The 25,509-nt window shown below is 68.8% G+C and carries 25 protein-coding genes and 3 pseudogenes; 15 read left to right on the forward strand and 13 right to left on the reverse strand.

Translation table 11 applies throughout. From position 1 onward, the window contains the following. Positions 1 to 97: 97 nt before the first annotated feature. The 3 genes from ABZ208_RS29945 to ABZ208_RS29955 form a co-directional block, all read right to left on the reverse strand. Positions 98 to 2,569, reverse strand: a complete 2,472-nt coding sequence (locus tag ABZ208_RS29945; protein ID WP_356912576.1) for a heavy metal translocating P-type ATPase — start codon at positions 2,567 to 2,569, stop codon at positions 98 to 100. Positions 2,570 to 2,995: 426 nt separating this feature from the next. Next, positions 2,996 to 5,566: a Pls/PosA family non-ribosomal peptide synthetase gene (locus tag ABZ208_RS29950; RefSeq protein WP_356912577.1), complete on the reverse strand. Its 2,571-nt coding sequence runs from the start codon at positions 5,564 to 5,566 to the stop codon at positions 2,996 to 2,998. Between the two features lie 429 nt (positions 5,567 to 5,995). Then, positions 5,996 to 7,069 (reverse strand): histidine phosphatase family protein, encoded by a 1,074-nt coding sequence (locus ABZ208_RS29955; protein WP_356912578.1) that lies wholly within the window; start codon positions 7,067 to 7,069, stop codon positions 5,996 to 5,998. On the opposite strand from ABZ208_RS29955, the gene ABZ208_RS29960 reads away from it, so the two are divergent. Next, a complete protein-coding gene (locus tag ABZ208_RS29960) occupies positions 7,068 to 7,502 on the forward strand; it encodes a hypothetical protein (protein WP_356912580.1) in 435 nt (144 codons plus the stop codon). The genes ABZ208_RS29955 and ABZ208_RS29960 overlap by 2 nt on opposite strands. Before the next feature lie 433 nt (positions 7,503 to 7,935). After that, on the forward strand, positions 7,936 to 9,171 hold the full coding sequence (locus ABZ208_RS29965) for a DUF418 domain-containing protein (protein WP_356912581.1): 1,236 nt from the start codon (positions 7,936 to 7,938) through the stop codon (positions 9,169 to 9,171). Between the two features lie 121 nt (positions 9,172 to 9,292). Here ABZ208_RS29965 and ABZ208_RS29970 read toward each other — a convergent pair whose 3' ends face one another. Further along, the gene (locus ABZ208_RS29970) at positions 9,293 to 9,430 is read right to left on the reverse strand and encodes a hypothetical protein (protein WP_356912582.1); all 138 of its coding nucleotides are present in this window, start codon (positions 9,428 to 9,430) and stop codon (positions 9,293 to 9,295) included. Positions 9,431 to 9,499: 69 nt separating this feature from the next. On the opposite strand from ABZ208_RS29970, the gene ABZ208_RS29975 reads away from it, so the two are divergent. After that, the gene (locus tag ABZ208_RS29975) at positions 9,500 to 9,904 is read left to right on the forward strand and encodes a VOC family protein (protein WP_356912583.1); all 405 of its coding nucleotides are present in this window, start codon (positions 9,500 to 9,502) and stop codon (positions 9,902 to 9,904) included. 40 nt (positions 9,905 to 9,944) lie between these two features. Here ABZ208_RS29975 and map read toward each other — a convergent pair whose 3' ends face one another. Next, positions 9,945 to 10,712: a type I methionyl aminopeptidase gene (gene map / locus ABZ208_RS29980; RefSeq protein ID WP_356912584.1), complete on the reverse strand. Its 768-nt coding sequence runs from the start codon at positions 10,710 to 10,712 to the stop codon at positions 9,945 to 9,947. Between the two features lie 63 nt (positions 10,713 to 10,775). On the opposite strand from map, the gene ABZ208_RS29985 reads away from it, so the two are divergent. The 5 genes from ABZ208_RS29985 (at position 10,776) to ABZ208_RS30005 (ending at position 14,441) form a co-directional block, all read left to right on the forward strand. Next, positions 10,776 to 11,051, forward strand: a complete 276-nt coding sequence (locus ABZ208_RS29985; protein ID WP_356912585.1) for a helix-turn-helix transcriptional regulator — start codon at positions 10,776 to 10,778, stop codon at positions 11,049 to 11,051. A 423-nt stretch (positions 11,052 to 11,474) separates the two neighbouring features. Continuing rightward, positions 11,475 to 12,083: a DJ-1/PfpI family protein gene (locus ABZ208_RS29990; RefSeq protein ID WP_356912587.1), complete on the forward strand. Its 609-nt coding sequence runs from the start codon at positions 11,475 to 11,477 to the stop codon at positions 12,081 to 12,083. 194 nt (positions 12,084 to 12,277) lie between these two features. Next, on the forward strand, positions 12,278 to 12,886 hold the full coding sequence (locus tag ABZ208_RS29995; protein WP_356912588.1) for a hypothetical protein: 609 nt from the start codon (positions 12,278 to 12,280) through the stop codon (positions 12,884 to 12,886). Positions 12,887 to 13,633: 747 nt separating this feature from the next. After that, positions 13,634 to 13,987, forward strand: coding sequence for a hypothetical protein (locus tag ABZ208_RS30000; protein WP_356912589.1), 354 nt, complete (start codon positions 13,634 to 13,636; stop codon positions 13,985 to 13,987). 94 nt (positions 13,988 to 14,081) lie between these two features. After that, positions 14,082 to 14,441: a hypothetical protein gene (locus tag ABZ208_RS30005; protein WP_356912590.1), complete on the forward strand. Its 360-nt coding sequence runs from the start codon at positions 14,082 to 14,084 to the stop codon at positions 14,439 to 14,441. 296 nt (positions 14,442 to 14,737) lie between these two features. On the opposite strand, the gene ABZ208_RS30010 is transcribed toward ABZ208_RS30005, so the two are convergent. Beyond that, positions 14,738 to 16,111 carry a helix-turn-helix domain-containing protein gene (locus ABZ208_RS30010; protein ID WP_356912591.1) on the reverse strand — a complete coding sequence of 458 codons (1,374 nt, stop codon included), beginning with the start codon at positions 16,109 to 16,111 and terminating at the stop codon, positions 14,738 to 14,740. 157 nt (positions 16,112 to 16,268) lie between these two features. On the opposite strand from ABZ208_RS30010, the gene ABZ208_RS30015 reads away from it, so the two are divergent. Both ABZ208_RS30015 and ABZ208_RS30020 read left to right on the forward strand, forming a co-directional pair. After that, the gene (locus ABZ208_RS30015; protein WP_356912592.1) at positions 16,269 to 16,505 is read left to right on the forward strand and encodes a hypothetical protein; all 237 of its coding nucleotides are present in this window, start codon (positions 16,269 to 16,271) and stop codon (positions 16,503 to 16,505) included. A 336-nt stretch (positions 16,506 to 16,841) separates the two neighbouring features. Beyond that, entirely contained in the window at positions 16,842 to 17,579 is a 738-nt protein-coding gene (locus tag ABZ208_RS30020) for a VOC family protein (RefSeq protein WP_356912594.1), read from the forward strand. A 484-nt stretch (positions 17,580 to 18,063) separates the two neighbouring features. Here ABZ208_RS30020 and ABZ208_RS30025 read toward each other — a convergent pair whose 3' ends face one another. Beyond that, positions 18,064 to 18,192 carry a hypothetical protein gene (locus ABZ208_RS30025; protein WP_356912595.1) on the reverse strand — a complete coding sequence of 43 codons (129 nt, stop codon included), beginning with the start codon at positions 18,190 to 18,192 and terminating at the stop codon, positions 18,064 to 18,066. Positions 18,193 to 18,197: 5 nt separating this feature from the next. Here ABZ208_RS30025 and ABZ208_RS30030 point away from each other — a divergent pair, with 5 nt between their 5' ends. Continuing rightward, on the forward strand, positions 18,198 to 18,782 hold the full coding sequence (locus ABZ208_RS30030; RefSeq protein ID WP_356912596.1) for a DinB family protein: 585 nt from the start codon (positions 18,198 to 18,200) through the stop codon (positions 18,780 to 18,782). Positions 18,783 to 18,818: 36 nt separating this feature from the next. Next, positions 18,819 to 19,643 (forward strand): annotated as a pseudogene (locus tag ABZ208_RS30035) (IS5 family transposase). An 83-nt stretch (positions 19,644 to 19,726) separates the two neighbouring features. Here ABZ208_RS30035 and ABZ208_RS30040 read toward each other — a convergent pair. The 3 genes from ABZ208_RS30040 to ABZ208_RS30050 all read right to left on the reverse strand — a co-directional run bounded on the left by ABZ208_RS30040 (position 19,727) and on the right by ABZ208_RS30050 (position 21,277). Beyond that, positions 19,727 to 19,912, reverse strand: coding sequence for a hypothetical protein (locus ABZ208_RS30040; protein WP_356912598.1), 186 nt, complete (start codon positions 19,910 to 19,912; stop codon positions 19,727 to 19,729). A gap of 61 nt (positions 19,913 to 19,973) precedes the next feature. After that, on the reverse strand, positions 19,974 to 20,324 hold the full coding sequence (locus ABZ208_RS30045; RefSeq protein WP_356912599.1) for a transposase: 351 nt from the start codon (positions 20,322 to 20,324) through the stop codon (positions 19,974 to 19,976). 359 nt (positions 20,325 to 20,683) lie between these two features. Further along, on the reverse strand, positions 20,684 to 21,277 hold the full coding sequence (locus ABZ208_RS30050; RefSeq protein ID WP_356912600.1) for an MBL fold metallo-hydrolase: 594 nt from the start codon (positions 21,275 to 21,277) through the stop codon (positions 20,684 to 20,686). Positions 21,278 to 21,416: 139 nt separating this feature from the next. On the opposite strand from ABZ208_RS30050, the gene ABZ208_RS30055 reads away from it, so the two are divergent. Beyond that, positions 21,417 to 22,325, forward strand: a complete 909-nt coding sequence (locus ABZ208_RS30055) for a helix-turn-helix domain-containing protein (RefSeq protein ID WP_356912635.1) — start codon at positions 21,417 to 21,419, stop codon at positions 22,323 to 22,325. Positions 22,326 to 22,386: 61 nt separating this feature from the next. On the opposite strand, the gene ABZ208_RS30060 is transcribed toward ABZ208_RS30055, so the two are convergent. From ABZ208_RS30060 to ABZ208_RS30070, 3 genes and pseudogenes are all read right to left on the reverse strand, one after another. Then, on the reverse strand, positions 22,387 to 22,881 hold the full coding sequence (locus tag ABZ208_RS30060; protein WP_356912601.1) for a hypothetical protein: 495 nt from the start codon (positions 22,879 to 22,881) through the stop codon (positions 22,387 to 22,389). 21 nt (positions 22,882 to 22,902) lie between these two features. Beyond that, positions 22,903 to 23,033: pseudogene (locus ABZ208_RS30065) on the reverse strand (helix-turn-helix transcriptional regulator); the annotation flags it as partial. A 197-nt stretch (positions 23,034 to 23,230) separates the two neighbouring features. Beyond that, positions 23,231 to 23,413 (reverse strand): hypothetical protein, encoded by a 183-nt coding sequence (locus ABZ208_RS30070; RefSeq protein WP_356912602.1) that lies wholly within the window; start codon positions 23,411 to 23,413, stop codon positions 23,231 to 23,233. 603 nt (positions 23,414 to 24,016) lie between these two features. On the opposite strand from ABZ208_RS30070, the gene ABZ208_RS30075 reads away from it, so the two are divergent. Both ABZ208_RS30075 and ABZ208_RS30080 read left to right on the forward strand, forming a co-directional pair. After that, positions 24,017 to 24,526 carry a hypothetical protein gene (locus ABZ208_RS30075; RefSeq protein WP_356912603.1) on the forward strand — a complete coding sequence of 170 codons (510 nt, stop codon included), beginning with the start codon at positions 24,017 to 24,019 and terminating at the stop codon, positions 24,524 to 24,526. 364 nt (positions 24,527 to 24,890) lie between these two features. After that, positions 24,891 to 25,505: pseudogene (locus ABZ208_RS30080) on the forward strand (protein kinase family protein); the annotation flags it as partial. Positions 25,506 to 25,509: the final 4 nt, after the last annotated feature.

Consider the following 25,509-nt stretch of genomic DNA (forward strand, 5'->3'; position numbering starts at 1 on the left):
CGGCTCCCGACGCCGGGTAGGAGTCTGTCTTTCCTTTCACTGTCTTGCTGCGGAGGGCAGTGGGTCGGGGCCGGACGGTTCCCGGCTGGTGGGCCGATCAGCCCCCACCTGGTGGGCGGCCGGACGCCTCCCGCGGGAGCCGGAGGCGTTTGAGGGCGAGTGCGTTGACGGCCACGATGATGCTGGAGCCGGACATGGTCAGGGCCGCGATCTCCGGGCGAAGCACGAGCCCTGTGGTGGGCTCGAAGACGCCGGCGGCGATGGGCAGGGCGATGGCGTTGTAGCCGATGGCCCAGCCGAGGTTCTGCCGCATCTTGCGCAGGGTGCCCCGGCCGATGCGCAGGGCAGTGGGCACGTCGAGGGGATCGGACCGCATGAGCACGACGTCGGCCGTCTCGATGGCGACGTCCGTCCCGGCACCGATGGCGATGCCGAGGTCGGCCTGGGCGAGAGCCGGCGCGTCGTTGACGCCGTCCCCGACCATGGCCACCTTCCTTCCTCCTTGCTGCAGTTCGGCGACCTTGGCTGCCTTGTCGCCGGGAAGTACCTCGGCGATGACGGTGTCGATGCCGAGTTGACCGGCGATCCGTTCGGCCGTGGCCTTGTTGTCGCCGGTGAGCATGACAATCTGAACGCCGAGGGCGTGCAGTTCGGACACGGCGGCGGCCGACGTCTCTCGGGGTGCGTCAGCGATGGCGATCAGCGCCGCCGCTCGTCCGTCGACACCAGCGATGATCGCGGTGCGACCCGTTGCAGCCAGTTCGTCACGCCGGGCGGTGAGAGGACCGAGATCAACGCGCTCGCGCGTTGCCAGACGGCGGTTGCCGACCGCGATGCGGTGTCCCCCGACGACGGCGGTGGCACCGTGACCGGGCACGTTCTCGAAGTGGCGCGCGTCGGCGGCAGCAACCCCTTGTGCCTGCGCGTACCGGACGACGGCTTCGGCCAAAGGGTGTTCGGACTCGCGCTCCACGGCCGCCACCATGCGCAGCACTGCGCGCTCGTCTGTTCCCGGCGCGGTGACCACCTCCGTCACCTCGGGCTCCCCCATGGTGAGCGTGCCGGTCTTGTCCATGACGACGGTGTGGATGCCGGCGGATGCCTCCAGGGCGGCCGCGTTCTTGAACAGGATGCCGCGGCGGGCACCCAGACCCGTACCCACCATGATCGCGGTAGGGGTGGCAAGGCCCAACGCGTCCGGGCAGGTGATGACGACGACGGTGATGGCGAACAGCATCGCGGCGCTGAACGGCCGGTCGGTGGCGAGCAGCCACACGGCCAGGGTCAGGACACCGCCGACGAGGGCGACGAGCACCAGCCAGAATGCGGCCCGGTCGGCCAGTCGCTGGCCCGGCGCCTTGGAGTTCTGGGCCTCCTGGACCAACTTGACGATCTGGGCGAGCGCGGTGTCGGAGCCGACCCGGGCGGCGCGGACCCGAAGTGTTCCGTTGGCGTTCAAGGTGGCGCCGACGACCGGTGATCCGGGGGACTTGTGCACTGGCAGGCTCTCCCCGGTCACCGTCGACTCGTCGACCTCGCTCTCGCCGTCCTCCACGACCCCGTCCGCGGCGATCTTCGTTCCGGGACGGACCAGCAGCAGATCGCCGACAGCGACGTCCGAGGTCGGCACCTCGACGGGCTCACCGCCACGCATGACCACCGCCCGCGGCGGAGCAAGATCGAGCAGGGTGCGGATCGCGTCGTTGGCACCGCCCCGGGCCCGCATCTCGAACCAGTGACCGAGCAGCACGAACGACGCCAGCACCGTGGCCGCCTCGTAGAAGACGTCGCCGCCGCCGCTCAACGTGATGACCAGGGAGTACAGCCATCCGGCGCCGACGGCGACCGCGACGAGCACCATCATGTCGAGCGTCCGAGCGCGCAGGGCCCGCACCGCTCCTTCGAAGAAGATCGTGCACGAATAGAAGATCACCGGGAGGCTCAGCAGCAGCGCCCACACGTCCTGCCGCAGACCGAAGGGCACCGGCGCCTCCAGCCCGAACACCTCCTCGCCGATCGGCGACCAGATCACGATCGGGATGGAGAAGATCGCGGCCACCAGGAAGCGGTTGCGCATGTCGGCGACCATGGCCGCCATCGACATGCCGCCGTGGCCGCCGTGGCCGCCGTGGCCGCCGTGGCCCATCATCTCGTCCGGCGACCGTAGGTCCCCCGAAGCCGCAGGTGCCTCAGGTGTCGGTTCGGGAAGCGCGTGAGCCTCGGGTTCTGTCTTCACCGCTGCGGCAGCGGACGGAACTCCCGGCGGATCGGGCTCGACCATGGGATCGCAGATATGGGACGGCACGACCTGCCCCGCGCAGTGATAGCCGCACTCAGTCACCCACCGCCGCAGCTCGGCCAGCGAGGTCTGCCGCGGGTCGAAGACGACCGTGGCCGCCTGCGCCACGGGGTTGACCTCGACATCCACCACGCCAGGCCGCCGACCGAGCACCGATTGGACCGCGCTCTGCTGCGACGCCCAGTTCAGACCGCGCACATCGAGCACGGCTGTGCTGCGCTCCTTGGGCTCCGCCGACTGGTTCTGCTGGTGGCCTGGGAGATCGGACATGGTCACAGCTCCTTACGGCCCCGGCACCGACGGCCGAGGCGCACGCCCAACCTGAGCACCGCGACAGTGGCTATCGCTCAGAACCAGTGTCGCGGTGCGCGTAGGAACACGCTGGTCAGCCGCAGGGTGTCTGGGCCGACGATCGCCGCAGGGATGCAGGGCAATATCTCGAACATCGAGCCCAGCTGCCTCGCCCGCCGTCGGACGGCAGCGCGGCGGCTTGTGCAGGTCTGGAGGGAGTCACTCAGAGTGACCGCTGAAACGGCTCCTCAGACCGGGATTGCTCACTTCCAACCGACAGCAGGGTTGCTCGCCCAGCCTGGATTTCTGTGTCTCCGCAGGACCCAGTGCGCATCAAGTCGCGGGTCCCAGAGCACCTGATCGCCCGGGCCCTCGCCGCCCGGACCGGTATCCGCACCCCCCGTATCAGGGCGCCATGTCGATTGGTTCGCCGCTCGTTGACGGCACCTGTCCCCGGGCGGGATTTCCGCCCCACCCTGCGTGAGAGGGAATTTCCTCGCCCTTCATCAGGAAGGAGTCGGCGGCAAGCTGCGCATGGTCGCCGATCATGGTGCCGTAGTGGACGAACGCGCCTACGCCGAGCGTCACGCCCTGGCCGAGCCCGGCGTGGTCGGACTTGAAGGCGCCGTCTTCCTGCGAGTGGGACTGGATGATGCTCGCGGCGTTGAGTGTGCAGTCGTCCCCGATGCTGACAAGGGTCCGCTCGATCAGCACGCAGCCGTCGTCGAAGACCCGGCGGCCGATCCTGGCGCCCAGCAGCCTCCAGACCAGGCTCTTGAACGGGGTGCCGTTGAAGAGCTGCATGTAGCGGTGTGAGGTCAGTTTCCAGAAGCGTTCATGTCGCCAGAAGGAGGGATCGTAGATCGAGCAGTACAGCGGCTTCAGTGGCCGGAATCCCGTGACGGCCCGTTCGATCAGTGTGAAGTAGCCGACGGTGAACGTGAGAGTGAGCAGGCTCGCCAGTGCAAGCGCCGGCATGCCATGCACGTGGTAGCGGTCGACGGCAGCCACGGCGATGAGGGCGAGTACGAAGAAGTGGAACCACCGCGCCACCAGGTGCAGGCTCGCGGTGACTGCGTTGTGCCTGTTCTTGGCAGCGAGGCGGCGTCGCAGCTCGTCACCGGTGGCCAGGTGGTCGAACCGCTGGTCACGCATCACTGTGCGCGGGATCTCGAAGCTGGGTGAGCCCAGCAGGCCAACGCCTTCGCGCACCGGCCCGTCGATGGGGACCAAGACCTTTGTCGCGAGCAGACAGTTGTCGCCCGTCCGTCCGCGTGAGGGGTAGGCGATGTTGTTGCCGAGGAAGTTGCGCGGCCCGATCGAGGTCCGGGAGAAGCGGAAGGAGGTGCTGGAGAAGTCGGCGTTGATGATCGACAGACCGTCGGCAACCATGGTTCCGCTGCCGACCGTGCTCAGGTAGGGGGTGTCGTGCTTGACCATCGTGCCGAAGTTCGAACCGGTCTGCTCGACCCGGCACAGGTCGTACCCCAGCCGGCGCAGGTAGTGGACGATCGCGGAGCTGTCCCCGAAGAGCGTGGTGAAGAACCTGATGTTGGTCACCCGCAAGATCGCCCGGTGGATGCCGTAGTGGAAGCCGTACAGCGGATAGATCCTGTCGGGCTTGATCACCGGACTGAGCAGCCGCGGCACCGTGCTCACCGCGAGCAGGCCCAGGAGCGTTCCCCCGAAGAAGGCCACCAGGGAAGCGATCAGCGTCTCGATGTAGAACGCGCGGCTCGTGAAGACGGGCGGGTCTGTGGACGGCAGTAGGTGCAGCTGCGGCATCGCGGTGAGTACGACGCCGACCCCGGCCATCGCCAGCGGCAGATACACCAGCAGTATGGCCATCAGCTGACCCAGGCCGTAGAAGGCTCTGCGCACAGAGCCGCATGCAGCGGGCTCGACGGCCCGGTAGTCGGTTTCCGCCCGCTGCGCCGGTGAGCCGTGCCAGGACTCACCGGCCGGCACGGCCTGCCCAGAATGCAGGGAGGAGGCGTGGCCCAGCTGGGCGTCGTCACCCATCGAGGTCTCGATGTCGAGGACGGTCTGCTCGCTGACGGTCACGCCCGCGCCCAAAGTGACCGGGCCGGTCTCGATCCAGCCGTCGTGCGCGCGGTAGCAGGACAGGAGCACGTCCTTGCGTATGAGCGTGCCGTCGCCGACGGTGAGCAGGTCGGCGCAGACGGGAACGGTACGGGAAAGGATGGTGACGCCTTTTCCGATGCATGCGCCGAGGGCCCTCAGGTACAGCACGTACAGCGGTGAACCGGTGAGCAGGCGGGCCGGGCTGCTACGGATCAGGGACTTGACGCACCAGAAGCGCAGGTAGGCGAGACCCCACAGGGGAATCCGCCGTTGGGCGAAACGGCCGATGAGTATCCACTTCGCGGCGATGGGAAGGGCGCACAGGCCGAAGAAGACGGCTGCACCGAACAGGACCGCCCGCAGGTAGAGGCCGGCTGTCCCGGAACCGGCCAGGATCCATTGGTAGCCGCGGATGGCGGCGACGGTGCCGAGGCAGGAGAAACCGAGAAAGGCCAGCAGCTGGGCCGCCCCGCACAGCACGTACTGCCATGTGCCGGACGGCGCTTCGGCCGACACGTCGGACGGCGCGTCGGTCTGCACCGGGAGGGGTGAGGTGGTCAGTGCATGCGTCTGCGAGGGGGCCGGGGACTGGACCGCGACTGGAGCCGAGGAGGAAGTGATGTCCGCGAGCGCGGCAGCCAAGCTCCGGATCGTGGAATGCTGGTAGATGTCCTTCATCGACACCGTGGGCAGGTCGTCCCGCTTGCGTACGCGGGCACAGAAATGCGCCATCACCAGGGAATCGGCACCCAGATCGGTGAAGAAATTGCTGTCGACCGACACCTGCTCGGTACGCATGACACCGGCCAGCACCTGGGCCAACAGCATCTCGGTACTGGCCGCTGCCGCCCGCATGCCCTCAGCCGTGGCTCCCTCAGCGCCATTGCCCATCACGACAGCTCCCCAGGGCGTTCCCGCCGGCACCGGCCCATGCGGCCCACGCGCGGCGACCCCGTCCCGGAACAGCAGCCGGGGCGGCGCGCATCCCGAGAGTCACAAGATCATGAACCCTGGTCTGGCCACGATCGTCAGTCAGCGTGCGATATCGGTACGGGGCTGCCGGCGCGGACGGCCTGCCGGAGCTGAGCCGTGTCCCCATGGTCACCACACTTCAGGAGCGACGCCGGCTTCGACCATCCGGCAGATGTCCGAACCACCCCCGCCGACCGGCGGGGGTGTCTCCGACCATCGATGCCGGTGCAGCAGAGGCGTAGGCCCGTCTTTGCACAGATCGCTGCCACTGGTCTGATGACGCTGGTCCCCACTCGTGGACACGGCGCGATGGTCAGCGGCGGCCAGGCATCAGCTCCCGGCGAGCTGTCAAATGACCAGAGCGGGCCCCCTGCGCTCCAACAGATTGTTGCCGACTCTTTCATTGAGAGTGATTCGGTCGAGCCGGACGTTCCAGTGGCCACCGCGCGGTGTGAAGGAGACCGCGGACAGGGGTGGCACATCGAGATGCCAGAAGGCTCTTGCCGGCGCGGACAGAGCAAGGACGAGCAAGGCCCGGACCACAGCTGGTTCTGTGATGGCCAAGGCGTGGCCCGTGTCGGGCGGCAAGCTGCCCAGCCAGTCGGCAGTTCGCCGGCAGAGCTGACGTACGGACTCGCCGCCGTGTGGCGCGGAATCCGGGTCGGTGAGCCAGGCGGTGAACCCGTGGGGGTCGGTGGCGGTGACTTCGCCGACCGTGCGGCCGCGCCACTCGCCGTAGTCGAAGTCGCGCAGCGCGGGCTCGAGTGTTGCTTCCATGCCGAGGGCGTCAGCCATCTGAGCGCAAGGAAAGGAAGGAGCCCGGATGGTCAGCGAGTACGGGCGGAGCGCTGTTCCGGCGGAACCTGCCACACGCAGGCCGCGCTCACTCAGGCGACCGTCGCCGAAGGCGGCACCCCCGGCCGTCGCACACAGCATTGTCAGGTGGACCTTCATAGGACTGTCCTCCCTTCCTGGCCGGCATGACGCCGGATGGTGGGGCTGCCGGCGCTTGGTCTCGGGACCGACGTGCGCTGCGTACATGCCCAGGATCGCCGGACCTCGGGCCAGGTCGAGACCGATCAGCCGTCCCGTCGGCGTGGCGAAGCAGGAGTCTCGCCCGGCCGCCGGTGCGGCCCCGGACAGCACAGCCGGTGATACGTCGCCCGTCACTACTCCAGGGTTGGGGAAGTTGCCGGTGGCCAACATCCGGCAGGTGTCCGGAAGGCCCCCGCCGACTGGCTGGCACAGCCTCGTGCGGCCGGCCGGATGCGGTCTCGGGCCCCGGCTGGACGTCCCTCGGCGCGGTACGAATCGGACAGTGGTCCGATGGCGAGGGAAGCATGCGTGATCCGGCGGGACGGTGGTCGTCGCCGAGGCCCCGATCCGGGGGCTTTCAGCACAGCTGGACACGGCGGACGACATGGACGTCGTTGCGGCGGTTCCCGGAGGCCAGGCGGTCCGGACGGCTCAGGAGACAGGTCTCGAGGTCGTGCTGCTGGATGTCCCGGTGCCGCCGGACGTCGACGGACTCACCGTCCCCCTCATCGCCGGGGAGGTGGGCAGCCGCGTCCAGGCCGCCCACCTCGTCGAACGGGCCGCCCCCGGCCCCGACGCGACGGTGCGCATGTCCCACGAGGGCGGCGCCATCCGTGTCACGGTCACCAGTACCGCACCGACACGGCTCGTTCTTCCTCGGCCCAGCGCGCACTACGGCCTGGTCGGCCTGCGTCAGCGCGCCGCGCTCCTCGGCGGCACTGTCCCCTCCGGGCCGACGGCCGACGGCGGGTACGAACTTCGCCTGGAGCTTCAGGACGCGGGCACGCCGCGACCGGCCGGGTACGAGCGTGAGCATTGACGGAATGCTCACGGCCGGTGGTCACTGGAGCCCGGGTCCCCCTTTGTGAGGCGCCGGCATGGGGCAGCCTGCTGCCTCGAACCTGTTCCCTCCACCAGCACTCCCCCAATCCCCCTCCGGAGGACTGGTCGTGGCTCCGGCACACCGAAGAGGAACCTGGCGAAAGCAACGTGCCGGCGAGCTGTCAAATGGCCAGGGCGGCTCCTGCGCTGCCGGGGACGGACGGACGGACGGCCGGACGGACGGACGGCCGGACGGCCGGACCGATCGAGCAGGTGGACGGCGGCTGCGCAGGCCATATGACAGCCCAGCCCTGCGGATGCCCGACACCGACTGCGGCCGTGCGGCAGGGGACTGGGTCAGCCGGTCGGCGGGGGTGGCTCCGGACATCTGCCGGATGGTTGAAGCGAGCAGCTTTCTCAATCCTGGAGTAGTGACAGGCGACGGATCACCGGCTGTGCTGTCCGGGACCGCACCGGCGGCCGGGACAGATTCCTGCTTCGCCACGTCGTCGACGGGACGGCTGATCGGTCTCGACCTGGCCCGAGGTCTGGCGATCCTGGGCATGTACGCAGCGCACGTCGGCCCCGAGCCGTCGGAGGGCGGGGCGCTGGGCTTGGTGATGGAGCTGGCGCGTGGCCGGTCCGCTGCCCTGTTCGCTCTGCTGGCGGGGTTCAGTCTGATTCTCCTCACCGGCTGGCCCCAGCCGCGGACCGGGCGCGCGGGTCGGCAGGCGGTGGGCAGAGTGCTGATCCGCTCCATCGTTCTGGTTGCCGTGGGATACGCCCTGGTCGCTCTTGACACCGATGTCGACGTGATTCTTGCCGCCTACGGGCTGCTCTTCGTCCTCGCGCTGCCGCTGTACCGGCTGCGGGCCGCCACCCTGGCCCTCATCGCCGCGGCGGCGACGCTCGTCCTGCCCCAGGTGCTGTATCTGATCCGGGTCGCGGTGGAGGACGGGAGCTGGGCGGATGCCGTCATCGACTACGATCCGCTGGCCTGGGTCACCGACACGGACGGTGTCGTCGAGCTCTTCATCACCGGCCCGTACCCGGTGGTGACCTGGCTGCCTTTCATCATCGCCGGAATGGCGTTGGCCAAGCTCGACCTCGGCCGACCCGGCGTGCTCAGCAAGCTCGCCATGTGCGGCGTGGCGCTGGCCGTACTCGGTTACGGAGGCTCGTGGCTGGCCCTGCGCCTCGTCCCGGGCGCGCAGGCCGACGTGAATGCGGCCACGGACACCTCGGCGGCGGCATCGGCCTGGTGGTCCGACGGCGTGGGCGAGGACCCGACCCCAGGCGTTCCCGCCTGGCTGCTGGTGGCCGCGCCGCACAGCCAGACGACCTGGTCCATCGTGGGCAACACCGGCGTCGCCCTGGCGGTCCTGGCCGCGTGTCTCTTCGCCACCAACCGGTCGGCGCGCCTGCGGTGGTTCGCCGCCCCCGTCACCGCGGTCGGCTCCATCGCCCTGACCGCGTATGTCGGCCACATCATCGCCATCAAGGCCCTGGGCGTCGAGGACCTGCCGGACTCCGCCACCCTGCCGGCGTTCCTCTGCTTCGCCGTCGCGGCCATGCTGCTGGCCCTCGTCTGGACCCGGTTCTTCCGGCGCGGACCACTGGAGTACCTGCTACGTGCCAGCACCGCACCCGCCCGACTGATCAAATGACCGGCGGAGACACCTGGTGGATCATGCCTTCCACCCCTGCCCGGACCGCGTAGTGGGTCTTCCCCTCCTCGGCGGCCTGTTCGGCTCGGACACGTTCGAGGATGGCGTCCTGTTGGTTCCGTCAGCTGTTCTGCAGCAGATCCAGGATCTTCTCCTCCGGGTCGTGGGCCAGGAGCCGGTCACGGAACCCTGTCAGCACAGTGAAGCCGAAGCCGCGGTCGGCCAGTTCGAGCCCCAGCAGGTCTGCGCTCCTGGTCAAGCTGTGATGGCGGTAGGTCCTTACGGCGCCGTACCGTATGCGACCGGCTGCCGGGGGTAGCCGGTCCGTATGACGGTTCACAAGATGAGTGTCCTGGTTCTCGACGCCGCCGAGCCCACCGAACTCGCCGAGTTCTACGCGGGGTTGCTCTCCGCCGAGGTGCGGGTCGGCAGCGACCCCGACTTCGTGGAAGTGCTCGGGCAGCAGGGCGTCCATCTGGCGATGCGACGCGACCACGGGTACGCCCCGCCCAGCTGGCCCCGGCCGGAGGACGCGCAGCAGGCACACCTGCGCATCCTGGTGGCGCGGGGCGACATGGACGAGGCGGAGCGGGAGGCGATCGGCCTCGGCGCGCGGCCGGCCTCGGCGAGGGACAACCACGGACCCCGCGACGAGCGCGTGTACACAGACCCGGCGGGCCATTCCTTCTCGCTGGCGGTCTCCCCCGACACGTCGGGAGAATTGCGGCTGTGACGGGCGTCATGGCCAGCGGTGCGACGGTTCGCTGTTCGGATCAGGGCAGGGTCAGGATGCGGGGGCCTTCTTCGGTGATGGCGACGGTGTGCTCGATGTGGGCTGCTCGGCTGCCGTCGATGGTGTGCAGGGTCCAGCCATCGGTGCCGGTGCGGTAGTTGTCGCGTCCGCCGGCCATGAGCATGGGCTCGATGGCGAGGGTCAGGCCGTGGCGGAGGGGGAAGCCGCGGTGGGGGCGCCCTCGGTTGGGGACGTGAGGGTCTTCGTGCATGCGGCGGCCGATGCCGTGGCCTCCGAAGTCTGCGGGCATGCCGCAGCGTGCTGATCGTGCGACGGCGCCGATGGCGTGGGAGATGTCGCCGATCCGGTTGCCGGGGTTGGCTGCGGCGATGCCGGCGTCGAGCGCGCGCTGGGTGGCGATGATCAGCTCCAGGTCGGCGGGCCGCGGGGTGCCGACGGTGAAGCTGATGGCAGCGTCGCCGGTCCAGCCATCGAGTTCCGCGCCGCAGTCGATGCTGACCAGGTCGCCGTCACGCAGTCGGTAGTCGGTGGGGATGCCGTGGACGATGGCGTCATTGACCGATGTGCAGATCACCGCCGGGAAGGGGGTGGGCGCGAAGGAGGGCCGGTAGCCGAGGAAGGGCGAGCGTGCTCCGGCCTTCGCCAGGACGGTGCGGGCTGCTTCGTCCAGCTCCTTCAGGGACACCCCGATGCCTGCGGCTTCCCGGACGGCGGCGAGGGCGTGGGCCACGACGCGCCCGGCTTCCCGCATCGCGTCCAGTGCCGTGTCGGTCTTGATCTCCACCATGTCCTGCGGCTCCCTGCCCCACGCACCGAAACCCAATTCTTATACCGGTATTAGTATCACGGCATGGTGAGAACTCCTTTGACTCCATGGGAACGGCAGCGCGGAGAGCGTTTCGGCGCGCTGCTGCGTCAGGCACGCGGCGATCGCAGCATGGTGGAAATCGCCGCAGCGGCGGGGGTGTCGGCGGAGACGCTGCGCAAGATCGAGACCGGTCGGGCGCCGACTCCGGCGTTCTTCACCGTGGCGGCCCTTGCCGCGGCGCTGGAGGTGTCCTTGGACGAATTGGCGACTGCGTGCGCGCAGGCCAGCGACTGCGGTGGCCAGGCACTTTCGGCGTGAACCTCGACGGGGGATCCGGTTTTCTCCCGAGGTGGGCGCTCATGGCGGACAGGCCGCGCCGGTCTCCGGCTCCGATATCAGAAGCTGACGTGCGCAGTCCGCGCAGCGGATGGCGATCCGCTCGTCGATGCGCAAGTCGAGGACGATGTGGAGCGGGTCGGCGCCGGGCCTCCCTCGGTCGGCGCCGAGCCGTTCGAGGGTGGCGGTGAGGTTACGAGGGCGAGCACGACTGTGCCGTCGCTGACCTGAGCCTGACGAGCCTCGGGACGTCAGCAGGTCGGCGGGACAGTAAGTTCGCTACTCAGGCTCAGAACTCGAAACGCAGAGCGGCGCTAAGCATGCCACCAGCCGCTGATTGGCTCTCGTCCCGGAACGGCACGCCAGGGAGACTGCGGATCTGATGCCGTACTTGAAGGAGTTGTGATGCAGGTAGCCGTGGTCACCTTCGACGGGTTCAACGAGCTCGACAGCTTCATCGCTTCCGCGCTGATCAACCGGTGCCGAAAGGACGGCTTGGAAGCCTTCATTACGACGCCGACGCCGGTGGTCACGTCGATGAACGGCGTCGAGGTGACCGGGCAGCGCCCGATGGAGTTCGTGACCGAGGCCGACGTCGTGCTGATCGGTAGCGGGGTGAAGGCGCGAGAGGTGGTCGCCGACGAGCGGCTGATCTCCAGGCTGCTGCTCGACCCTTCGCGACAGCTGATCGGTGCGCAGTGCTCCGGGTCCCTGGTGCTCGCCAGGCTCGGGCTGCTGGATGGCATGCCGGCTTGCACGGACATGAAGAGCCGACCCTTCGTCGAAGCCTGCGGCGTCACCGTGCTGAACGCACCGTTCCATGCCGAGGGGAACATCGCTACGGCAGGCGGTTGCCTGGCGTCCCAGTATCTCGCCACGTGGGTGATCACCCGAATGCTCGGGGAGGACGCCGCGCGCGACGTCATCGACTACGTGGCCCCGGTCGGCGAAAACCAGGAGACTGTCGAGCGCGCCATGCGTGCCGTACACGCGGGCGAGGTTGCACTGCCCTGACGCCCCGCGAGCACCGGCAACCCGCAGCCACCGACGGCCGGGCAAACAGCCCGCCGGACAGCACCCGGTCAGAGCGGTCTCAACCCCGCGCGCCTGCGCGCCCCCGATACGATTCCGCACTCCCTGCCCGCCGGCCGGGCGCTGGCGTTCACTTGAGGCTGCTGGCCAGAGCGTCGAAGAGGGGGTCTTGCGCTGTGAGCGCTGAGGAAGTGACTGGCAAGGACGTCGGCATGCCACGCAGGACCATGCTCCGCGCAGCTGCGGTCACGACCGCCACAGTGCTCTTGGGCGGCGGCCTCCTGGCGGGCAACGCGGCGGCGGCCCAGCACCTGTGGATGTCGTGCAAGCGTTGCGGCGGGCTGTGGTTCACGGGCAACGGAACCCGCGGCGCATGCCCCGCCGGCGACTGGCTCGACGGCGGCCATCATCCCGTCGGTCTCGACCATGTGCTGAAGACCGAGGAAGACGGTGGCGCCGGGCAGCGCGGATGGCGCTGGTGCTGTCGATGCCAGGGGCTGTACTTCGAGAGCTCCCGGGGAAACGGGTTCTGCCCTGCTTATCCCTTCTTCCACTTCCCTATCGATAGTGCCAGGCACGTGACCTCTGCCCACTACATCGTGGAGGACAGAGGGAACCTCGACCGCCCTGGATACGGAGGGTGGCGCTGGTGCTTCAAATGCGAGGGGCTGTACGACCTCGCGAGCTATCCGCACTACTCAGGCAACGTTTGCCCCCGGGACAAACAACCCCACGGCCGCACCGGCGGGGACTACGTGGTGCGCCGGTTCGGAGCCACGCGCTGACACCGTCGCCGGCCGGAAGGTTCCGGCAGCCTTCAAAGTCGCGGTGACGTTGTGGACGTCTCGGTCCTGCCCGCCTCGGTGCCCATCGCACGGCCTGTCGTGCTCGACCTGGAGCCGCCAAACTGACCTACTTCCTGGTCACCGAAGGGGTGGTCGGCGACATCAGCCACAAGGGCTGCACATCCTGCTCCGCGAGGAAGGCGCACCGCATAGGAAAAGGCGTCGTATCGCACCCGAAGCGACGCAGGAGCAGGGCTGGGAATGGGTGGCGGATGGCCGCGCCGAGGGCTTCATCCTGACCACCGGCTCGGAGACAAGCTCGAGAGCACTCCCAATAGGTGCAGGTCAGTGGGACTGAGCGCCGTTGTTGGCCTTGGCCAGATGCGCGCTAGGTGCCCGCCCGTGCCCCCGCCCCTGCCATCACCGCCGAGGACTCCGATATCCGGCCTCCGGCGCGTGTGGGTAACGCCAATGCGCGTGCTGCTCTCGACCGGGGCGTCCACCCCGCCGGCGGACACTCACCGGCAGGGAAGCGTTGGGGCGGTTCTACTCGTAAGGTCACACCTCCATCCATGAGGCGGCGAAGCAACTCCAGGCTGGGATGCGGTGGCATTCCGATCGGCAATGTTGTTGAGTGATCACGCCAAGTGATCTGCGCACTTGGAGGAGTTGACGTTGGTTGCTGTCGCCGCCGTTCGCGCAACCCCGGGCCGGCATGGTCCGAAAGAGACGGCCTAAAGTGGCGAAATGCCCCTGCCTGCCGACCGGCCCGCCCTGGACCTGCTCGATGCGCACCTGGAGGCGCTATGGGACGGAAAGGACATCCCGCTCCCGCAAGGGCCGGTCCGCCTTGCAGCGAAAGGAGGGGGCGAACTCGTCCACTGGGCCCTCGACCAGCTCCGGCGCATCCCCCGCGAGCCGAAGGACGCCTTTGCCCGTCAAATCGGCGATCTTCTGACGGAGTTCCGCTCCCGTCGCTGTCCCTGGAACGCGGTGGCGCTGCGGCTGCTCGACGACACGTACACCTTCGCGGCTACCGGCCCTCGGCGGTACGAGGACTGGGCGCACGACGTCCGCCGTGCTGCACCGGTCGGTCCCTGACCCCCGGGGCTGGGTCCGGCTGGACCGGGACCGCACCAACGCCGCCCGCCACACGGTGCCTGCGTACCCCTTCGATCCCCCGGACTCATCAGAGTTGCCCGGTCGTCTGTACCCCTTGGAGGCGGAGGCGGCGGTCGCCGCGCTCGCCATCATGGCCGAGGAATGGCAGTCGGAACCCGCCCCCGTCCGCTCCCGCCCGGACCGGGACGCCGTGCTGGCGGATGCCCGGACCCTGCTCGACCGGTACGGGCCCACCGCGAGCTACTGGACCAACGCGACGACCGCCGCCTCTGACCCGGCCCCGGACTTCCTCGCAGCGGGCCTCCAGGGGACTGAATCCCACGGCTTCCTCACCTCTGAGTGCCTCAACGGCCTCGACCTCCTCGAGGACCTGGGCCTGATCGCCGTGACCGACGACGAGGTGGGCGTCTTCTGGTCGTTCGGGGCGTACTGACGACATTCAAAGGAGGCACCGGCGACCGTCTGCCACCGCCCCGACGACCACGGGCCGGGCACGCCACCGTTGAGGCGGCCGTGCCTTCGCCGACCGCCTCGGGGTGCCGTTCCACTTCGCCTCCCGGGACGTCCCAGACGACAAGGTCCCGCGCCGGCGGACAGCCCAGGGTCTGTCCGGGAGGGCATGATCGGAAGGTGGATCGGGACCACGCTCCCAGGCGTGCTCCCCGCTGACGCGGGGGTGATCCGACGCTGGTGGCCGTGCACCGGCCGAAGGGCCCCACCGCCGGCCGCTCACATGGTGACGACTGGGTAGTCGCCGGGGTCGATGCCGTCTTCCTCCATAGCGCGCATGAACAAGGGCCCGCTGCCGAACACGAGGAGGAAGCCGCTGCCCGCGAACCATCCTCCTGTGGCGGTCAGGTGGGCGGTCGCGAAGGGGCCGGGGGTGTGGTGGAACAAGCCGATGATGAAGAGCGTCAGGCCGACCACGAGGGTGCCGGTGGCTGCCAGGTACCAGAGCGCGTTGCTGCCCGTGGGCTTCGGGGCCGGCTCCTCGCTGACCGGTGTTTCCCTGCTCTCGCCCGGACCGGGAGGGTGAGTTGCGTCCTCGGCAACACGGGGGTGGCCTGCTGCCTGTAGGGCGGTCTCGGAGGTACCGGCGGAGGTGGCTGCGGTGGCGTGCGCGATCTCGGTGAGCACGTGTTCGGGGCTGGTGTCGGGGTGCTGTTCCAGGACGTTCTCGACGGTCTGGAGGGCCTGGGCGAGTACTGCGTCCTCGTGGTCCCGGCGCTCCTGCTCCGTCTCGGCCGCTGCGAGGTCCACCCGCAGGCCGACCAGCTCCTCGCGCAGCTCTGCGACTTCCAGGCGAGCCTGGTCACGCTCCTGGCGTGCGGCCTTCATCTCTCCGGCCGACTCCTGGAGTTCCCGCAGCGTGGCCTCAAGTTTCGTTCCCTGCCGACGCATCTCCTCTCGCAGCCTGGCTTTCTCCTCCTGGTTCCGGCGCAGCTGCTCGTCCCGCGCACCCCGTGCCTGCAGCAGCTGCCCCTGCAGCTGTATGCGGTCGCTCTGGCGAGAATGCTGCTCGTCCTGGAGCCTGGCCGTGAGGCGGCTGAGGGCTTCCTGGTGTTGGCGCTCCTGATCGCGGATCTGGTCCTCGGCGGCGGTGAGGGCTTGGCCGGTGGACTCGTGTCGGACCATCAGCGCGTCGTACCCGGCTTGCAGTTGCCGGTGCTCGGCGGTGATGGCTTCCAAGCGGGTCTGCAGGTGCTGGTGGAGGAGGACGGTCTCCTCGTAGGCGTCGGCTTTCGCCAGGCGGCCGGCGAAGTGCGGGTGGGCCTCGCCGATCGCAGCGGTGTGGACGCGCAGTAACTGGGCCCGCACCTCGTCGGTCACCCCGCATACCTGGGCTATCCGTTCCACCTCGGTGCGGTCCGGCAGTCGTACCCCTGACAAGAACTTCGACAGGGTAGGAGGGCTGATGTTCAGCTGCGCGGCGATGTACTTGCTGGTCCGGCCGGTGGCGACGACGAGAGTCCTGAGTTGCTGCACGAGCGCAAGCTTCTGCGGCCTGCCCTGGAACGGCTTCGGTTTCAGCTCTCCCAGTCGCCTGTGGGCCGGCAGGGCCGGACCACCGCCGTCGGTTTCGCCGTCGGCAACGTTCGTCATGGTCAGCCCCTCAATTGACAGTTGTGGAAAGAAGATCGTTGCCCGTGGTGCACCTTCTGTCGTGCCGTCACTCTCGAATGACACGCCTCCGGGCAGATGCCCGGGCACAGCAACGGCGTGGCGTCCACGAAGCCTCTATGCATTCAGGAGCACCATCATGCCGAGCCGTCTGACCCGACGTGGCACGTTTCCCGTCGATCTGGTCGTTTTCCTGGCGATCCTCATTGCCGGCTGCGTTCTCGTCCTTGTCGGTCACGTGACCCCGCAGGCGCTGGCCGGCTACGCCACCGCTCTGGCCAGCCTCTACGCGGCCTGGCATCACCGTTCCGCGCCCCAGCGTGCACAACCGGACCCTCCCGAGACCGCGCGCGAAACTCCCGCGCCCAACCGATAGCAGGCCTTGGGAGTTGGCGCACGCCCCGGCTACGGGGGCGGTGCCCCGGCGCGGCTCAGACTCTCGTTCGGCGTGGTACCTACCTTCCGGGCTCTGGGCCGTAGGCGACGCGTGTATGTTCCCCGGGGCCTGTCGGCAGGTACTCGAGCCGGACGGGGCCGGAGTTGAAGACTTCGCTGTCCCAGCCGGCCATTGCCTCTCCGATCAGATAGCGGTACAACCACTCTGCGAAGTGCATGGGGCCTCGCATCCAGCACCCGGCAGTGCTCACGCTGCTGGAGCGGTTCGGCTCTTCCGCCCTGATCGCAAGGCCGGACACCGACGTAGGATCTGCGCATGGCAACAAGACTCGTGCAGATCAATATGAAGGCCCAGGACGACTCCGTGCTCGGTCGGTTCTGGGCGGAGGCACTCGGTTGGGGTGCCGACAGCGAGGGACCCGGTGTGACCAACCTCGAACCCGTGGGTTTCGCCTACCCCGACCCCGTGGCCGTCTGCATCGACATCGTCGCCCGCCCGGAAGCCAAAACCGTGAAGAACCGGGTGCACCTTGATCTGGCCACCACCTCGAACGCCCATCAGTCGGATTTGGTCGCGCGCTTGAAGGATCTCGGCGCGACGCTCGCCGACGTGGGGCAGGGCGACGTCCCCTGGACGGTCATGGCCGACCCGGAAGGCAACGAGTTCTGCGTCCTGGAGCCCCGCCCGATCTACAAGGACACCGGGCCGATCGCCGCGGTGGTGGTCGACTGCACCGACCCACGAGGGATGGCCCGGTTCTGGGGCCAGGCGATGGACTGGACGCTGCACGAGGTCACCGACGACCACGCGACCATGCGCTCCTCCATAGGCGTCGGCCCCTACCTGGAGTTCCTACGCACCCCCGACACCAAGAGCGTGTGGAACCGCGTCCACCTCGACGTCTGCCCCTACCCCGGTGACGACCTGGAAGCAGAAGATGCCCGACTGCGCGCCTTGGGCGCCACCGACCCTGGTATCGACCAGTCCGCAATCTCCTGGACGGTTTTGGCCGACCCGGAAGGCAACGAGTTCTGCCTCCTCACTCCTCGCTGACCTTGAGCAGCGGCTCCGGCCGGTTTCGGGTCAGCGGCGAAGACCGCGTGGCGTTGGCGCATGCTGCCAGAGACGGGGATGGCGCCCCCGGTGATCCAGCGCGCGTCGTCGGACGCCAGGAAGGCCACGAGCGTGCCGTAGTCGTCGGCGGTGCCCCTACGGCCCCGGCGCCTACGGCGGCCTACGCACCGGCTTTCGGCCACCATGGACATTCCGCCCCGCCCCTGGAACCGGCTGTCCATCGGGCGCCCTTGTGGCACCCGGTCGCAGGTCGAGTGCCCCATGGCGGGGGAGATCCATCGAGCAGGTGTGGGGTAACTCCCGATCAGGGCACGGCCGTTGTCAACGAGCCTCATCAAGATGAGCTCCCTCAGAGCGATGTCGCCCATAGTTGCCCCTTCATCGGCGAGTACCGGGAGACCGTCGCTCTGCTAGGAGTGCATCTGCCACCCCATTTCGTCAGGAGTTCTAAGAGGTTGTTGTCTCACGTGGCAAGTTCCGCGAGCTTCTTGTAGCAGGTCAGGGCGGCGGCCATGGCCAGGCCTCGGCTCTGCCAGTCGTTGCGGACCACGTACGGGATCTTGAGACCACGAGCAGCCCATGGCAGGCTCATGCCGCATGATCGATGAATTCGCGAAAGATAATCTGCACCGGAGACTGCGGCGGGACCGCAAGGCGCTGCTCTGGAAACTCGACGGCTTGTCCGAATACGACGCCCGCCGACCTTTGACAGCGACCGGGACCAACCTCCTCGGCCTGGTCAAACACGTGGCCACCGTCGAGGCCAGGTACTTCGGCGAGGTCTTCGACCGCCCTTCCCCGGAACCGCTGCCCCGGTGGCAGGACTCCGACGGCAGCGATCTATGGGCGGCCGAGGACGAGACCCGCGATCAGATCATCGGGTTCTACCGGCGCACGTGGGAACGCTCGGACGCGACGATCAACGAGCTTCCCCTCGACGCCCCCGGCCACGTGCCGTGGTGGCCGGAGCCCTATCCCAACACGAACCTGTTCGCCATCATGGTCCATGTCCTCGGCGAGTCCATCCGGCATGCCGGGCACGCCGATATCCTGCGCGAGGGCCTCGACGGCCGGACCGGGGTGCGCGCCGAAAACGAGAAGCAGATCGACGAGGAAGCCCGTGCAGCCCACTGCGCGAAGATCGAGCAGGCCGCCAGGTCGGCCGCACCAATCAAGGCTTAGAGGTTGTCTCACGTGACTTGATGTTCGTGCGGCATGATGCCGGTCGTGGGTGCTGATCTGTCGAAGCTTCTGGTTCCTGATGAACTCTCGGAGCTGACCGCCCGTTGCTGCCGTCGTTCGCTGCTCGTCCGCAAGGTGGTGGGACCGCTCCGTGTGACGAGCGGGCCGTGTTCACGGCAGTGGTGTAAGCGCTGACCAGCGGCTGTGCCTGGCGGCATCTGCCGCCGACGTTCGGCACGTCGCCCGCCACCGCGCATCGCCGCTTCACGGTATGGACCGAGGCCGGCCTGTGGCGTCGGCTGCACCGGGCGGTGCTGGACGAACTCGGGGCCCGGGGCGAGGTGGACCGGACCTCGGCGATCGTCGACGCGGCGTCCGTTCGCGCCAAAGGGGGGATCGCTGACCGGGCCGAACCCGGTCGATCGCGGCAAGAAGGGCAGCAAGCTGCACGTGCTGTCCGATGCCCAGGGCATCCCGCTCGCCGTCGCCGTGTCCGGCGCGAACATGCACGACAGCCTCGCCCTCAAACCGCTCATCCGCGGCATACCCGCCGTCCGGTCCCGCCGGGGACCACGGCGGCGCCGACCCGTCAAACTCCGCGCGGACAAGGCGTACTTCTCCGCCGAACACCTGGCCTGGCTGCGCGAGCGCGGGCTCGTCGCGCGCATCGCGCGGCCCGGCATCGAGTCCGGCGAACGCCTCGGTCGGCACCGCTGGAGGATCGAACGGTCGATCGCCTGACTCTTCGGCTAACGCCGCCTCACCGTCCGATACGAACGAAAGGGTTCGCACTTCCTCGCCTTCCTCGGCCTGGCCGCCGCCCTGACCTGCTACAAGAAGCTCGCGAAACTTGCCACGTGAGACACCCTCTAAAGCGTGTATCGAAAGATGAGGGGCCAACTCATCGGTAGCGTCGCTGCCGCGGCTGTCCTGCTCACGACGCTTCACCGTGCGGTCGCCGCTGCCAGGAACAGGCAGTCGGCATCGGCCCGCGCGCGCTGCTCAGCGATCCGGTTGTCCGTCTGCTCGCGCGTGACAGCGCCGCTGGAGCAGGCTCCTTCGGCCAATCCGGTGAGTACGGCCAACATCGCCGGCCCGGTGAACACACCCGTGTGCACCTCGACCGTCACGTCGCCGAAGCCGGCGTCCAGCAGCAGGCTGCGGTACCGGCGGGCAGCACGCGGCCGACGGTCAGGTCGGCGCGGGAGTGCACGATGTCAGGTGTAGCGGATGCCGCGCCGCCGCAGGTAGGCGCTCCGCTGGGTGGCTCCTTCTGCAGGTCCCCCTTTCCCGCGCCCCGGCTGCATGCTGATGAGCGCGCACGATCGTCGAGTCGATGTTGAGGCCGCAGGTGATCAGGTCCTTCGCGTCCGCCCGGGCCTTCAGCTGAGTGAAGATCCGGTGCCGGGTGCCGTCCCGTTGCCAGCGGCGGAACAGGTCGTACACCCGGCCCCACGGCCCGTACTGCTCAGGTATGCCCCGCCACGGGATGCCTGTGCGCACCCGGAACGGTATGCCACCGATCAGCTGCCGCCGGGTCATATCGGCGGCCGGCTCGGTCTCTTGCCTTGGGCAGCAACCGCTCCGGCACCGCCCACTGGATGTCGGTGAGATCTCCACGCGCCACGAGACGAGATCACCTCACGCTAGAGATCCACTTCCGATACACGCCCCAGCAGTGCGAGGTGTCCAGCGTGGTCGCTCTGATCGAACGGCTCGGATCCCGGGCCGGCACACGTGTCGATGCCGGACTTGGCCGTCGCCTTCGTGGGCGTGCGGCTCGGGATGGACGATGCGAGCAGCGATCCGCCATCGCGGCCACGTCCCGCGCGAGCAGATCGAAGCAGTCCGGGCACCACGGAGATCCCGAGTACGACAGGCTTGGCCTGCCGCCGGCGTCGTCAGCGTGGTGTTGCGATGTCGGCCTTGAAGGGGCTGCCGTGGCCGGGCACGATCAGGTCCGCGGTGGCCAGCACGCGGAGCCGGGAGGCACGTAGCACCTCGCGGTCCGGGGCTACGGGGTCGTCCGCCGGGCCGTCCGAGTGCCACCACAGGTCGCCGGCGAACGCCACGACTCCCGTGTCCGTGCCGGCGAGCAGGGTGATGTCCTCGGGGCTGTGTCCCGGGGTGCGGATCAGCCGCAGTGACGGGGTGAGCTCGTAGCCCTCCGCGTCCCGGTTCGTCCACTGGTCGCCCAGGTACTCCACTTTGTGGTCGTGGACCCGGGCCCGGCCGAACAGGCCCACGTTCATGGTGTTGTCCGGGTGGTGGTGACTGAGCACCACGTCGGTGATGTCGTCGGGGCCGAGCCCCAACTCCGCGAGCGGGCCGAGGATGTGGTCGCGGCTCGCCACCATGCCAGGGTCGAAGATCACATGCCGGTCGCCGTCGGTGACGTAGGAGACGGTGGCGGCGACTCCGGGTCCGGTGGAGCCGACGTAACCGGTGGTCAGGATCGTGTACACGGCGCTGCGGCCGAGCGGTGCGTCTGTCATGGCCCTCATCCTTCCGGGCAGGCGGGCGGCTCACGAGTGGCACTGCTGCCTCTGATCGCAGGATTCGTGCCAACCGTGCCACACTGCTCCTGTGCCGCCCTTCGTGACCGTTGCCGCGTACGTTCCCCCTGGTGTCGGCATGCTCGCCGTCGGCATCGTGGCTGAGGTGTTCGGCCCTCACGGGGAGGGGCTGCCCGGCTTCGACTTCGCGCTGTGCAGCGACCGGCCCGGGCCGGTCCCCACCGATCTCGGCGTACCGCTCGTGATCGCCCATGGCCTGGACCGGCTGGCTGCCGCTGATCTGGTGATCGCCTTGCCCTGGGCCGGCTTCCGCACGCCACCGGGTCCCGCTGTGCTGGACGCGCTGTCGGCCGCACACGAGAGCGGGTCCCTGGTCGCGGCCCACTGTGTCGGCGCGTTCGCGCTCGCCGCCGCCGGGTTGCTCGACGGCCGACGGGCCACCACGCACTGGCGGTTCGCCGACCTGCTGGCCGGCCGCCACCCGGACGTCGTTGTGGACCCCGAAGCCCTGTACATCGACGAAGGGCGGATCATCACCGGTGCGGGAGCCGCCGCGGGCTTCGACCTGTGCCTGCATCTGCTGCGGCGGGAGTACGGGGCCGCGATGGCCAACGCCGTCGCACGCGACATGGTGCTGCCCTCCCACCGGGACGGCGGGCAGGCCCAGTACCTGGCCTCCCCCGTCCCCGAGGACTGCCGGGACGAGCGCCTCGCCGAGGTGCTCGCCTGGGCCCGCGAGCACCTCCACGAACCCCTTCCCGTCGCGGAACTGGCCCGACGCGCCATGATGAGCAAACGGTCCTTCGCCCGCCGCTTCGCCGCCGCGACCGGCACCACCCCGCACGCCTGGCTCCGCAGCCTGCGACTGAGCAGCGCGGAGGAACTCCTGGAAACCACGGACCTGCCGATCGAGGAGATTGCCCACCGGGTCGGATACGGAAGCGCGGCCGTCCTGCGTGAACAGTTCGTGCGCCGCCGGGGCGTGCCACCCCGCTCCTACCGCCGCTCCTTCACCAATGCGCCGTAGCGACCGGTCGAGCCGGAGCCGTTCTCACCCGCAGGGGTCTGGGACAGCTGAACCCCGGGCTCTACGGGATGAGGTCGGCGATGACGTCCAGCGTGGTCTCCCACCACGGCGCGGCCCCGGTCCCGAAGGCCGCAGCCAGTGCGGTTCCGACGGCGACGTCCTGGGGCCGCACTGTGGCGCCATCGAGCCATTCGGCGCCGACCGTCCCGTCACCGGTCGAGTCGAGCCGTCCGAGCCGCCGGCCGTCCTTGAGAAACCGGCTGTCGGTGTACGAGGCGGGCACGAGCCGGTACGCGGTGCCGCCGGCCGCCGCGTCCACCCGGTAGGAGCGCCGGGAGATCCGCCCCTTGGCGGGGAGGATGCGCGCGGCCTCACCGTCGACGGTGAGCGTGAGCAGTGCGGGGTCCCGGGTCCCGATCGGAATGTGCGGGTCCACCTTCGCCCCGGCCGCACGGACCAGTCGTACGCGGGGGATGCCTGGCCCGGACACATCGAGCGTGCCGCCGTCGGTGTCGAGCTCCACGACCGGGGTGCCGGGGAGGTCCACGTCGTTCATGCCGTCCCGCCGTCCGTACCGTCAGTGATCATGCTCCAGGATTCCCGACTGTGCAATGAGACAACCGAGTTGCGCCCGGCTGCGGCGAAGGCGGTCGCCGGCCTGGCGATCCGAGCGCGGCAGGTCCTGATGTTCATCCCGAGCCGCTGAGCCCGTCGCGAACCCGGCACTCGGCAAGATGCTTGCAGCCGGCAGGGCCAATGCCGTTCCCGGCGGGGGTCGATCAGCGTGCAGTCTCGTCGGCCGGCTCACCCTTACCGGCGCCATCACCCCGGCCGACCCCCTTGTGCCCCGAACGCATCGCCTACCGTCCGACACCGGGTGACGGTGGGCGATGCGGGTCGTGGTGTCAGTCGCCTCCGCCGCCCCCGCACGACGAGCCGCCCCCGCAGCCGAATCCGCCGCCGTCACCGCTCAGCCACGAGCCGCCACGCCGCCGCCTCCGCGACGGCTTGCCGGCTCCGCCTATCGCCGCGATGAACACCACGATGATGCCGATCCCGACGAACTCCAGGAATTCCAACTTCTCCACCCCGTTCCTCTCCGTTTTGATCTGTGTGAGCGGCATCCCCCGCACGTTCGGCGCGCAAAGCCCGCTTGAGGAACTCCAGAGCTTCAGCTGCACGGTGTCATCGCCGCGACGGTCACGCTCTCCGCAGCGACGACTGGAGCGTTCGTCCCGCAGACCGTCCAGGACGACCTGCGAGCGGCGGCGTCGAGTGCCGGGGCGCACCACTGATGCCGTTCAGGGCGACCAGGTCGGTGACCTCGTCGCAGCTCTCGGGGAAGCCGGCGAGATCCGGACGGAGAAGGAAAACGTCAGCGCCGCCGCCGACGACCCCGACGTCCTGGTCGCGGAGGCGGGGGTCGGACCGATGCGCGACGGATCAGAACGTGGACACGGCCGGCGGCGACGTCCCGGCACAGATGGGACAGGGTCCCTACAGGGCGTCGTGTCCCGTCAGTTGCGGAATTCATCCGAACGACGCTGCAGCCCTCTGGCAGACGCGCGTAGACCTGAGGCACCATCACTCTGCTCCACCTGCACTCCCGTCCCGTCAGGAGTACGGCACCACACGCAGCACCGTCATCAGTCAGCACGGTCAGCACCGGTCAGCAGGAGGGAACACCTGACATGAAGGTCCGCTCAGTCCTCAGTGCGCTCGCGCTCGTCCTGGGCGCGCTGTTCGCCCCGGGATTCGGCGTCGTCACCGGCGCCACCGACGCGCACGCCGCCACCAAGATCAGCCATGCCACAGCGACATCGATGTTCAGAGCGTCCGGAATCACCTGGTCCTCGTCCGGCGGCTGCTCGGACAGGAACAATCCGACCTGTACGTCCTTCACGCAGCTGAACCTCGCCACCGCGAAGGGTGCCCAGACCCTGAAGAGTGCAAGCGGCTGCGCGCTCAACATCACCGGCGGTACCGAGACCGGGCACGCCGGCGGAACGTATTCGCACTGGAACGGCTACAAGCTCGACTACAGCAAGTACACCTGCGTCGGGAACTACATCAAGAACAACTTCACGTACATCGGCGTGCGGGGCGACGGCGCCCCGCAGTGGAAGTCCGGGTCCGGAAACATCTACGCGGACGAAGGAAATCACTGGGACGTGACCTACTACAACTGCGGCGGCTGCTGAGCCGTACGGAGACGCCACGAGAAACAGGTGCTCCGGGCCTGTCGGCCCGGGCACCCTCACCTCTTCGACCCGGGACCGGTCGAAGCCGCGGCTGCCGAGGTCCACGGCATCACCGAGTCGACCCCACCCCGATCCGAGCCATCACCGACGCCCACTGCCTCCAAAACCCACGCCCCGGCCGGCCCATGCGGCCGTACCGGTCCTTCCGCAAGCCCAACGCGATGGCCTGGCCGAGTAGTTCTGATGTGATCAGTGGTCATAGGCGGTCAGTGCGCAGGTGACTGCTGCGCCGGTCAGATTGTTGTGCCAGATGCCGACGACCATCGCGAGCACACGCCGGGCCACTCGGACGGCCACGGCCTCGCTCACCGATCCGGAGAGGCAACCTGAGCACGTCCGGTCCACGGCGAATCTGCTCGAGCTGCCCGTCTTCTGCCAGTACGGCATCGGCACCATCGGCGGGCCGGGCTCCGGGGCCTGGAGAGAACTCGCCGTGCACACCATGACGACGAACTGGGTGCTCGCGGCGGAATACGAGGGCTTCCCCCTGATGTACCACTGGAGGGTGCTGCCCGACTCGACGCCCTGCCCGAGGATCTGACCGACGTCGAACGGGTTGTTGCCTAGTGGGGCGGCGGATCGCAGGTGCGCGGCCGGATCGAGGCGATCCAGCAGACCTCGGCGAGCGTCGCGCTGTTCCTGGAGTACATTCCGCAGAACCTGCACCAGTGGCCGGGCACTCAGGTCGAAGCAGGCGACGAGGCCCCGACCGGGCCTGCGTCATGGTGCAGAAGAACCTGGAAGCTGAAACCTCGTTCATGAACGCGCGGGGGGGCTCCTGCACTTCGACGCGCACTTCGAGAACATCCTTGCTGACGGCCGGCGTCTCCACTTCGCGGACTACGGCCTCGCGATCTCCTCCCGCTTCGAGCTGTCACAGGACGAGGCCGACTTCTTCGACCGGCATCAGGCCTACGACCTCC

Source organism: Streptomyces sp. NPDC006208 (assembly GCF_040613775.1).
In the GTDB taxonomy this organism is placed as follows: Bacteria; Actinomycetota; Actinomycetes; order Streptomycetales; family Streptomycetaceae; genus Streptomyces.